Source organism: Anoxybacillus sp. ST4, from assembly GCF_019448545.1.
GTDB classification, from domain to species: Bacteria; Bacillota; Bacilli; order Bacillales; family Anoxybacillaceae; genus Anoxybacillus; species Anoxybacillus pushchinoensis.
The window spans coordinates 103800-115933 of sequence record NZ_JAHZOE010000004.1 but is presented as its reverse complement, the minus strand read 5'-3'; the positions used below and the strand labels follow the sequence as shown (position 1 = coordinate 115933).

The window sequence follows — 12134 nt, the reverse complement described above, 5'->3', positions numbered from 1 at the left end:
AGAAAAAATATTGACTGAACGCTCATTCATTATATAATGAAAGTAAGTTTGTTCAGAAAATTTATTTTATTTTTATAACAAAGGGGGTTGGAAACAGTTAAAATAAATTTATAAAATTTAGCCAAACTCTATATACAACTTACAAAGTGATTCAGGAGTTGGTAAAAGATGATAAAGACTTATAAGGTCATGCTTTTGCCGAACAATAAGCAAAGAACAAAGTTATTTCAGTGTGCAGGCGTGTCCCGGTGGGCATATAATTGGACGTTGGCTACACAACAAGAAAACTACAAAAATGGTGGAACGTTTGTAAACGATAATAAGTTAAGGAAAACGTTGACACAGTTAAAAAAGCAAAAAGAATATGCTTGGCTTAACCATTACTCAAACAATATAACAAAACAAGCGATTAAAGATGCTTGCCAAGCGTATAAAAACTTCTTCGAAGGCAGGACAGAGTTTCCAAAATTTAAGTCAAAAAAGAGAAGTAAACCAAGTTTTTATCAAGATACGGAAAAGATAAAAATCACAAAAACGCATGTGAAATTGGAAAAGTTAACGACTTCGAAGAAAAAGAATAAGCAAACATTCAACTATGTTAAGTTAGCTGAAAAAGGCAGAATACCAACAGGGAGCAATATAAAATATTTCAACCCAAGAATTACGTTTGACGGGATAAATTGGTGGCTTACTATTGGAGTTGAAGAAGTTGAAAACAAAAACCAAAACCAAAAATATACTGACGGCATAGGCATCGATTTAGGGGTAAAAGATTTAGCCGTTTTCAGTAATGGGCAGAAGTTTAGCAATATAAACAAATCAAAAAAAGTGAAGAAGCTGGAGAAAAGACTTAAAAGGCTACAACGTAAACTAGCGAAAAAATATGAGAAAAATAAAATAAAAACAGAAGGAGGTGAATTCCGTTACAGAAAAACAAACAATATAAAGAAGTTGGAATTCCTTGTTCTAAAGACATATCGAAGGCTGAAACATATCAGGCACGATTATATTCATCAAATCACTGCATCTTTGGTGAAAACCAAGCCAGATATGTCGTGATGGAGAACCTAAACATTCGTGGAATGTTAAAGAACAGAAAGCTATCTAAAGTTATACAAGAACAAACATTCCGCGAGTTTAAAAGGCAAATGGAATATAAATGTGCTTGGAATGGGATCAAGTTTATAGTTGCAGATCAATTCTTCCCTTCGTCTAAAACTTGTAGCCATTGTGGTGTTGTAAAAGATAAACTTTCTTTATCAGAAAGAACGTTTATATGCGATGAATGTGGAAATAAAATAGACAGGGATGTAAACGCAAGTATAAACCTAAAAAATTATGGCAAATCAATAGCCTAGCAATTGATATGTACCCATTCGTTTGTGGGGAGTTTAAGCCTTCGGAGCGCCATATCAAACGAGAGTAGCTTTGGCGAAATCGGGCGCGATGAACAAGGAAAGAAACATAGGTCTTTATAAGATTTTTAGCTATCTTATAAAGCCTTATAAGTTTTCTGTAACGGAAGAGTATCGTGCTTTGGTTGAACTGGATCGCTTTTCTACTTGTGACAGCGTACGCCGTTCATTTGTTCGTTTATCTCGTCAAAACGCGCATTGCGTATATTAAGCTAGGAAAAAAAGTTGAGTTTGATGGAAAGGTAAAAGAACGACTACAAAACATATGGGTGAACGTTTTCGGACAGAAAAAGCTGTTAAAAGATAAAAAAAGCGGGATCATTCACGTCATGTTTTTTTACGGCTTTATTCTCGTTCAGTTTGGTGCCATTGACTTTATTATAAAAGGTCTTATACCGGGGGCGCACTTGCCGCTTGGGCCGCTTTATCCAGCGTTTACGTTTTTCCAAGAAATCGTCACATTGCTTATTTTAGTGGCAGTGTTATGGGCGTTTTATCGTCGCTACATTGAAAAGCTTGTCCGTTTAAAGCGCGATTTGAAAGCAGGGCTTGTGCTCATTTTTATCGGTGGACTTATGCTTTCGGTGTTGTTCGGTAACGGCATGGGCCGCATTTGGCATAACGAAGGGACGTCGTGGAGCGAGCCTGTCGCTTCGGCCATCGCCCTTGCATTTGGCTGGGTAGGGGAAACAGGTGCAGCGGTATTGTTTTTCGTCGCTTGGTGGGTGCACTTGCTTATTTTATTAACGTTTTTAGTGTACGTGCCACAATCGAAACATGCGCATTTAATCGCTGGGCCGATCAACGTCTTTTTCAGTCGATTAACGCGGCCAAAACTTGAAAAAATTAACTTTGAAGACGAAACACAAGAGTCGTTTGGCGTTGGTAAAATCGAAGACTTTAAGCAAACCCAACTGATCGATTTATATGCCTGTGTGGAATGCGGGCGCTGTACAAACATGTGCCCGGCAACAGGAACAGGAAAAATGTTATCGCCGATGGACCTCATTTTAAAATTGCGCGACCATTTAACAGAGAAAGGGGCAGCGATTACATCAAAAGCTCCTTGGGTGCCAACGTTTGCGTTTGCTAATACGAAAGGGAACCAGCTCGCTTTCATGGCGCAAGGAATGCAAGAACAAGCGGCAACGATCGAACTGCCAAACTTAATTGGCGATGTCATTACCGAGGAAGAAATTTGGGCATGTACGACGTGTCGCAACTGTGAAGATCAATGTCCGGTCATGAATGAACACGTCGATAAAATTATTGATTTGCGTCGCTATCTCGTACTGACAGAAGGAAAGTTAAATCCAGATGCGCAACGGGCGATGACGAATATTGAACGCCAAGGAAATCCGTGGGGACTAAACCGAAAAGAAAAAGAAAACTGGCGCGAATTGCGTGAAGATGTGCGCATTCCGACAGTAAAAGAAATGCAAAAAGCAGGGGAAGAATTCGAATATTTATTTTGGGTTGGTTCGATGGGATCGTTTGATAATCGAAGCCAAAAAATTGCGCTAGCTTTTGCGCGCTTACTAAACGAGGCAGGGGTGAAGTTTGCGATTTTAGGCAATAAGGAGAAAAACTCTGGCGATACGCCACGCCGTTTAGGAAATGAATTTTTATTCCAAGAATTAGCGACAGCGAATATTTCAGAGTTTGAAAAAGCAGGCGTGAAAAAAATTGTGACGATTGACCCTCATGCGTATAACACATTTAAAAATGAATACCCAGATTTCGGATTTGAAGCGGAAGTATATCACCATACGGAACTATTAGCGAAGCTCGTTGCCGAAGGTCGTCTCGTTCCGAAATATGAAGTAAACGAGGTCGTTACATTCCACGACTCGTGTTATTTAGGTAGATACAACGACGTATACGATGCGCCGCGTCAAATATTGAAAGCGATTCCGGGAGTAAAACTCGTCGAAATGGCACGTCATCGCGAGACCGGTATGTGTTGTGGTGCAGGCGGTGGACTAATGTGGATGGAAGAAACGACAGGCACGCGCATTAACGTGGCGCGGACAGAACAAGCGCTTGAGGTGAATCCGACAGTTATTAGCTCCGGCTGTCCGTACTGTTTAACGATGCTTTCGGATGGAACGAAAGCGAAAGAGGTCGAAGAAAAAGTAGGTACGTATGATGTAGCTGAACTGTTAGAAAAAGCTGTATTTGGCCCGATTCATTAAAAATTCTAAAAAAAATAAATAGTTTTATTTTTAAGATATTTTAAGTATAATGAAAGCAATAGGAAGGTGTACGGTTGCGTGCGCCTTCTTTGCCCGTCCATAATTGAACGAGCGTTCGCTCAACATTTTTGAAAGGGCTTTCTTATTACGAAAAGGGGGAGAAACATGGGGAAAACGGTCATTGTTAGCGGGGTACGCACGCCATTCGGAAAGTTTGGTGGAAGTTTAAGCTCATTTAGCGCAGCGCAGCTCGGTGGAAAGGCGATCAAGGAGGCGTTAGTGCGCGCAAACGTTCGTGCAGAAGATGTCGATGAAGTCATTTTCGGCACGGTATTGCAAGGTGGACAAGGGCAGCTCCCATCGCGACAAGCCGCAAGAGAGGCAGGCATTCCCTGGGAGACGAAAACGGAGACGATCAACAAAGTGTGCGCCTCAGGGATGCGTAGCGTCACGCTCGGCGATCAAATTATTCGCGCAGGTGATGCCGACGTGATCGTGGCTGGGGGAATGGAATCGATGAGCAATGCGCCGTATATGTTGCCGAAAGCGCGCTGGGGATTGCGCATGGGCGATTCGACGGTAAAAGATATGATGGTGTATGACGGATTGACATGCAGCTTTACAGGCGTGCATATGGGGATTTACGGAAGCGAAACAGCAAAAGAGTTAGGCATTACGCGCGAAGAGCAAGATCGTTGGGCGTATCGAAGCCATCAATTAGCGATTGCTGCAATGGAAGGCGGCAAACTGGCAGAAGAAATTGTTCCTATTACCGTTCCACAACGAAGAGGAGAACCGATCACGGTAGCGGTTGATGAATCGCCACGAAAAGATACATCGCTTGAAAAATTAGCGCAACTTGCACCAGTTTTTGATCCGACGGGAACGATTACCGCAGGCAATGCACCAGGGGTCAATGACGGGGCTGCCGCGCTCGTATTAATGAGCGAAGAACGGGCGCAAAAAGAAGGTCTTACTCCGCTTGCGACGATTGTTGCACATGCGGCGATTGCGATTGAAGCGAAAGATTTTCCGAAAACGCCCGGCATTGTCATTAATGAATTGTTGCGCAAAACAGGAAAAACAGCAAACGACATTGATTTATTTGAAATTAACGAAGCGTTTGCTTCCGTCGCTTTAGCGAGCATGAAAATTGCCGACTTGCCGGAAGAAAAAGTAAACGTCAATGGCGGCGCGATCGCGCTTGGGCACCCGATCGGAGCAAGTGGGGCGCGCATCATTATTACGCTTATTCACGAATTAAAACGTCGCGGAGGCGGCACTGGCATCGCAGCGATTTGCAGCGGTGGCGGTCAAGGTGATGCGATCATGATTGAAGTTCATTAACGGGGGATGGGACGATGAAAAAAGTAATGGTTGTTGGTGCTGGTCAAATGGGATCAGGCATTGCCCAAGTGTGCGCCACAGCAGGATATGACGTTATTTTAAACGATGTCAATGAAGAGCGCGTACAATGGGGGCTTAACAATATCACAAAAAGTATAAACAAATTCGTCGAAAAAGGAGCGCTAAGCGAACAACAGCGCGATGAAGCGATGAGCCGCATTCGCACATCGACCGATTTGCGTGATGGAAGCGACGTCGATGTCGTCATTGAAGCAGTCGTTGAACATATGGATGTGAAAACAGCACTGTTTGCCCAGCTAGATGAAATCACACCTCCGCATGCCATTTTAGCAACAAATACGTCCTCGCTACCAATTACAGAAATCGCTGCAGCAACGAAACGACCAGAAAAAGTGATTGGCATGCATTTTATGAACCCAGTACCGATTATGAAACTCGTCGAAATTATTCGCGGTCTCGCAACAGCTCATGAAGTGTATGAAGCGATTGAACAAATGACAAAAACGTTAGGAAAAGTGCCAGTTGAAGTGAACGACTTCCCAGGATTTGTTTCTAACCGCGTATTAATGCCGATGATTAACGAGGCAATTTATTGTTTATATGAAGGGGTTGCGACAAAAGAAGCGATTGACGAAGTGATGAAGCTTGGGATGAATCATCCGATGGGACCTCTCACCTTAGCCGATTTCATCGGATTAGATACGTGTTTATACATTATGGAAGTGCTTCATGATGGACTTGGGGATGACAAATACCGTCCGTGTCCGCTTTTACGCAAATATGTGAAAGCGGGCTGGCTCGGAAGAAAAACGGGACGAGGATTTTACACGTACGAATAAAGGGGTTGGCATCATGAATTTACATTTTACAGAAGAACAACAAATGATGCGTCAAATGGTGCGCGAGTTTGCGGAAAATGAAATTGCACCGTTTGTCGAGCGCATGGAGCGGGGAGAGTTTCCGCGCCCCATTCTCGAAAAAATGGCAGAGCTTGGTTTAATGGGCATTACTGTGCCTGAGCAATATGGCGGCGCAGGGATGGACTTTACGTCATACATTATTGCCATTCATGAAATTTCAAAAGTAAGCGCAACTGTCGGGGTCATTTTATCCGTTCATACATCCGTCGGCACAAACCCGATTTTATACTTCGGAACGGAAGAGCAGAAGCGAAAATATGTGCCAAAGCTCGCTCGGGGCGAATATTTAGGGGCGTTTTGTTTAACAGAGCCAGGATCAGGTTCCGATGCGGCGAGTTTAAAAACGACAGCCATTCGCGATGGTGACCATTACGTATTAAACGGCTCAAAAGTATTTATTACAAACGGTGGCGAAGCGGATACGTACATCGTGTTTGCCCGCACAAATCTAGAAGAAAAGGGAAGCAAAGGAGTTAGCGCATTTATCGTTGAAAAACAGACGCCCGGTCTTGTTATTGGAAAAGACGAGAAAAAAATGGGGCTTCACGGATCGCGCACGGTACAACTGTCGTTTGAAGATATGCGTGTGCCAGCAGAAAACTTGCTCGGGCAAGAAGGGGATGGCTTTAAAATCGCGATGGCTAATTTAGATGTCGGGCGCATCGGCATTGCGGCGCAGTCGCTCGGCATTGCCGAAGCAGCGCTGGAACATGCGACGAGCTATGCGAAAGAACGCATTCAGTTCGGCAAGCCAATTGCCGAGCAACAAGGGATCGCTTTTAAACTAGCAGATATGGCAACGAATGTTGAAGCGGCCAAATTGCTCGTGTATCATGCTGCCTTTTTGCGTACAAACGGCATGCCGTGCGGAAAAGAAGCATCGATAGCGAAGCTGTTTGCATCAAAAACAGCGATGGAAAACGCGATTGAAGCGGTGCAAATTTTCGGCGGAAATGGCTATACAGAAGACTATCCGGTCGAGCGGTTATTCCGCGACGCGAAAGTATGTGAAATTTACGAAGGAACGAGCGAAATTCAACGGCTCGTCATTAGTAAACATGTGTTAAGGGGGATGGGGAAATGAATTTTCAGTTAAGTGAAGAGCATGAAATGATTCGAAAAATGGTGCGCGATTTTGCGAAAAATGAAGTCGCGCCGACAGCGGCCGAACGCGATGAAGAAGAGCGGTTTGATCGCAGTATCTTTAATAAAATGGCGGAGCTTGGCTTAACAGGCATCCCATGGCCAGAGGAATACGGCGGCATCGGGAGCGACTATTTAGCATACGTGATTGCTGTTGAGGAACTGTCGAAAGTGTGCGCATCAACAGGAGTAACGCTTTCCGCTCACATTTCGTTAGCGAGTTGGCCGATTTATAAATTTGGGACAGAACAACAAAAACAAACGTATTTACGGGCATTAGCAACAGGTGAAAAGCTTGGAGCATACGGGTTGTCTGAACCGGGGGCTGGTTCTGACGTGTCATCGATGAAAACGCGTGCCGTGCGCGATGGCGACCATTACGTACTAAATGGCTCAAAAGTATGGATTACAAACGGCGGAGAAGCGGAAATTTATATCGTTTTTGCGGTCACGGATCCAGAGAAAAAGCATCGCGGCATTAGCGCATTTATTGTTGAAAAAGGAACGCCTGGGTTTTCGATCGGGAAAAAGGAGAAAAAGCTTGGCATTCGTTCATCGCCAACGACTGAGCTCATTTTTGAAGATTGCCGCATTCCGAAAGAAAATTTACTCGGTCAAGAAGGAGAAGGATTTAAAATTGCGATGATGACGCTCGATGGCGGTCGAAACGGCATTGCGGCGCAGGCGGTTGGCATCGCACAAGGGGCGTTAGACGCAGCGGTTGAATATGCGAAAGGGCGCGTTCAATTCGGCAAACCAATCGCAGAACAACAAGGTATCGCTTTTAAACTAGCGGATATGGCAACGGCCATTGAAGCGGCGCGTTTATTAACATATCAAGCCGCATGGCTTGAATCAAACGGCTTACCGTACGGAAAAGAATCAGCGATGGCGAAACTGTTTGCAGGGGATACAGCGATGAAAGTCACCGTTGAAGCGGTACAAATTTTCGGTGGTTACGGCTATACGAAAGATTATCCAGTAGAACGCTTTATGCGCGATGCAAAAATTACGCAAATTTATGAAGGCACGCAAGAAATTCAGCGCATCGTTATTTCAAGAATGTTAACGAAATAGGAGTGATGTAATGAAGAAGCGTGAAGTGCCCGCGTCTGTGAAAGACGAACGGCTTGTGAAAAAAAGGCGCAATCAAATGATTAAAGGGGCAATTTCGTTATTTAAACAAAAAGGGTTTCACCAGACGACGACGCGCGAAATTGCCCGCGCTTCTGGCTTTAGCATCGGAACGTTATACGAATACATTCGCAAAAAGGAAGACGTTCTTTATTTAGTGTGCGACCGAATTTACGATGAAGTACGCGATCGCATGGAGCAAGCAATCGATACGACAAAAGGGGATTTAGACGGGTTAAAATTAGCGATTGATTACTATTTTCGCGTTGTTGACGAGCTGCAAGATGAAGTGCTTGTCATGTATCAAGAAGCGAAGTCGCTCGGCAAAGAATCGCTCCCGTACGTGTTAAACAAAGAATTGCAAATGGTGGCGATGTTTGAACATATTTTACGGCGCTGTGTCGACAACGGGGTATTTTCCCTTACAGAAAAAGAAATTCAATTATTTGCACATAACATTTTCGTTCTCGGTCAAATGTGGGGGTTCCGTCGGTGGGCGTTGAAAAAAATGTATACGCTCGATGAATATATTGAATGGCAAACAAAGCTATTGCTCGAAGGCATTATGAAGCGGTAGCGAAAGGGGATGGGAGAAAGATGGCGCACATTTATCGTCCGAAACATCATGTTCGCTTTGTAACGGCATCAAGTTTGTTTGATGGACACGATGCGGCCATTAACATTATGCGTCGCATTTTACAAGCGAGCGGAGCGGAGGTCATTCATCTAGGGCATAATCGTTCAGTAGAAGAAATTGTGAACGCTGCGATTCAAGAAGACGTACAAGGGATTGCTGTATCTTCGTATCAAGGCGGACATATGGAATTTTTTAAATATATGTACGACTTATTGCAGCAGCGAGGCGCTTCGCATATTCGCATTTACGGTGGCGGTGGCGGTGTGATTATTCCAAGGGAAATAAAAGAATTGCACGCGTATGGGATCGCTCGTATTTTTTCACCAGAAGACGGGCGGCGTTACGGGTTGCAAGGAATGATTAACATCATGATGGAAGAATGCGATTTCCCAACGGTCAGAGAAATAACAGATGAAGTGGAACGATTAGCAAACGGGGATGTTCAAGCGGTGGCGCGATTAATTACTGTGTGTGAAAACCGCGTAAATGCCCATAGTGAAGTAGCTGCGACAGCAGAAGCGGTTTTACAAAGGGTCAAAGCGATGGCCAAGTGCGTTCCCGTCGTCGGGATTACAGGAACAGGCGGGGCCGGCAAAAGCTCGCTTACTGATGAGCTTGTCCGTCGCTTTTTAAACGAAATTCCAGACAAAAAAGTGGCCATTTTGTCCGTTGATCCGACAAAACAAAAAACAGGTGGTGCGTTGCTTGGCGACCGCATTCGTATGAATGCGATTTCTTCCCCGCGTGTCTATATGCGCAGCTTAGCGACGCGCAGCTCCCGTTCGGAATTGTCGCTTGCGATTCAAGATGCAATTGACGTTGTCAAAGCGGCAGGTTTTGATTTAGTAATTGTTGAGACGAGCGGGATCGGGCAAGGTGATGCGGCGATTAAAGATATTTGCGACATTGCGATGTATGTCATGACGAGCGAGTTCGGTGCCCCATCACAGCTTGAAAAAATCGATATGATCGACTATGCCGATCTGATCGTTATTAATAAATTTGAACGCAAAGGGTCAGAAGATGCGAAACGCCAAGTGCAAAAACAATATCAACGAAGCCATCAATTGTTTGATCGCGATGTGAGCGAAATGCCTGTGTTTGGTACAATCGCAAGCCAATTTAACGACCCAGGAACAAATACGCTCTTTGTTGCATTAATCGACTTAATTAACGAACGAATGGGAACAAATTGGACGACGACGTTACAAAAAGTCGATCATGTCGAAAAACAAAATGTGATCATTCCGAACGAACGGCGCCATTATTTGCGGGAAATTGCTGATACGATCCGACAATATCATAAACGCGTCAATGAGCAATGTGACATCGCTCGTCGCGTATTTCAGCTTGAAGGCGCCATCGAAACGATGAACGAGCGCCATGATGAACAAGCGGTGGCAGCTTTGCAAGAGGCTAAGCGATCATATGAAGAAAAATTAACGCCGGAGTCAAGAAAGCTGTTAGCATCATGGGAAGACGTGAAAAAGAAATATGCCGCAAAAGAGTTTGTGACGAAAGTGCGGGATAAAGAAATCGTCACCCCACTAACGACAAAAAGTTTAGCAGGTTTAGATATTCCAAAAGTAGCGTTGCCGAAGTTTAAAGATTACGGGGAAATTTTACGATGGATTTATAAAGAAAACGTTCCGGGCGCGTTTCCGTTTACAGCAGGCGTATTTCCGTTTAAACGGCAAGGAGAGGATCCGAAGCGGCAATTTGCAGGGGAAGGGACGCCAGAGCGGACGAACCGACGTTTCCATTACTTATGTAAAGATGATCACGCGAAACGGCTGAGCACAGCGTTTGATTCTGTAACGCTATATGGCGAGGATCCGAACGAACGCCCGGACATTTTTGGAAAAATTGGCGAGAGCGGTGTAAGCGTTTGTACGTTAGATGATATGAAAAAGCTATACAAAGGTTTTGATTTGTGCGATCCGCTCACGTCCGTATCGATGACGATCAACGGTCCGGCGCCGATCATTTTAGCGATGTTTATGAACACAGCGATCGATCAACAAGTCGAAAAGAAAGAAGCGGAGCTTGGGCGAAAGCTGACAAAAGAAGAATACGAGCAAGTGAAAGCATGGACGCTGCAAACGGTGCGCGGAACGGTGCAAGCCGATATTTTAAAAGAAGACCAAGGGCAAAATACGTGTATTTTCTCGACGGAATTCGCTTTGCGCATGATGGGGGACATTCAACAATATTTCATTGACAACCGCGTGCGCAACTACTATTCTGTTTCGATCTCAGGCTATCATATTGCCGAGGCGGGAGCGAACCCGATTACGCAATTGGCATTTACGCTCGCTAACGGCTTTACGTACGTGGAATACTATTTAAGCCGGGGTATGCATATTGATGATTTTGCACCAAACTTATCATTTTTCTTCAGCAACGGTCTCGATCCAGAATATACCGTAATCGGTCGGGTCGCACGGCGCATTTGGGCGGTAGCGATGCGCGAAAAATACGGAGCAAATGAACGGAGCCAAAAATTGAAATATCACGTACAAACGTCGGGTCGTTCACTACATGCCCAAGAAATCGACTTTAACGACATTCGCACGACGTTACAAGCGCTTATGGCGCTTCATGACAATTGCAACTCGCTCCATACGAACGCTTATGATGAGGCAATTACTACACCGACGGAAGAATCTGTTCGTCGCGCGATGGCCATTCAGCTCATTATTACAAAAGAGCACGGGTTGACGAAAAATGAAAACCCGCTGCAAGGTTCATTCATTATTGAGGAGTTAACCGATTTAGTTGAGGAGGCAGTGTTAAAAGAGTTTGAACGTCTCGATGAGCGTGGCGGCGTGCTCGGAGCGATGGAGATGCAATATCAGCGCGGCAAAATTCAAGACGAGTCAATGTATTATGAGATGAAAAAACATAGTGGGGAACTCCCGATTATCGGAGTAAACACGTATTTAAATCCGAATGCTGCTGTCGAAGAAGAAATTGAGAGCTTGCAGCTTGCTCGCGCATCATACGAGGAAAAACAGTTGCAACTTGAAAACTTGCGCATATTCCATGAAGAGCATAAAGGGGAAGTAGAAGAGGCGCTTGCACGATTAAAACATGTAGCAGTAAGCGGTGGAAACATTTTCGCTGAACTGATGGAGACGGTAAAAGTAGCAAGCTTAGGACAAATTACGAAGGCGTTGTACGAAGTCGGTGGACAATATCGCCGCAATATGTAATGTCGGGGAATGTCCCGACATTTTTTTTGGGCAACGCTCTAGCATAAAGTAAATGAATTTGTTTATAATGAATGGTATGGATTTTTGATGTTTTCATACGTTGGAGA

General features: G+C 44.4%; 7 protein-coding genes and 1 pseudogene. All 8 read left to right on the top strand.

Annotated features, from left to right (window positions below; translation table 11 throughout):
- The first annotated feature begins 168 nt into the window (after positions 1–168).
- Positions 169–1358: pseudogene (locus tag K1I44_RS04940) on the top strand (RNA-guided endonuclease InsQ/TnpB family protein).
- A gap of 173 nt (positions 1359–1531) precedes the next feature.
- Positions 1532–3610, top strand: coding sequence for a (Fe-S)-binding protein (locus tag K1I44_RS04935; protein ID WP_219985449.1), 2079 nt, complete (start codon positions 1532–1534; stop codon positions 3608–3610).
- A 165-nt stretch (positions 3611–3775) separates the two neighbouring features.
- Positions 3776–4957, top strand: a complete 1182-nt coding sequence (locus K1I44_RS04930; RefSeq protein ID WP_219985448.1) for an acetyl-CoA C-acetyltransferase — start codon at positions 3776–3778, stop codon at positions 4955–4957.
- Positions 4958–4971: 14 nt separating this feature from the next.
- Positions 4972–5817 (top strand): 3-hydroxybutyryl-CoA dehydrogenase, encoded by an 846-nt coding sequence (locus tag K1I44_RS04925; RefSeq protein ID WP_003397058.1) that lies wholly within the window; start codon positions 4972–4974, stop codon positions 5815–5817.
- Positions 5818–5830: 13 nt separating this feature from the next.
- Positions 5831–6982, top strand: a complete 1152-nt coding sequence (locus K1I44_RS04920) for an acyl-CoA dehydrogenase (RefSeq protein WP_219985447.1) — start codon at positions 5831–5833, stop codon at positions 6980–6982.
- The gene (locus K1I44_RS04915) at positions 6979–8118 is read left to right on the top strand and encodes an acyl-CoA dehydrogenase (protein ID WP_219985446.1); all 1140 of its coding nucleotides are present in this window, start codon (positions 6979–6981) and stop codon (positions 8116–8118) included. The genes K1I44_RS04920 and K1I44_RS04915 overlap by 4 nt, the downstream gene beginning before the upstream one ends.
- A 10-nt stretch (positions 8119–8128) precedes the next feature.
- Complete coding sequence (locus tag K1I44_RS04910; protein ID WP_219985445.1) at positions 8129–8752, top strand: TetR/AcrR family transcriptional regulator; 624 nt, start codon at positions 8129–8131, stop codon at positions 8750–8752.
- Between the two features lie 20 nt (positions 8753–8772).
- The gene (icmF, locus tag K1I44_RS04905) at positions 8773–12027 is read left to right on the top strand and encodes a fused isobutyryl-CoA mutase/GTPase IcmF (RefSeq protein WP_219985485.1); all 3255 of its coding nucleotides are present in this window, start codon (positions 8773–8775) and stop codon (positions 12025–12027) included.
- The last annotated feature ends 107 nt before the right edge of the window (positions 12028–12134 follow it).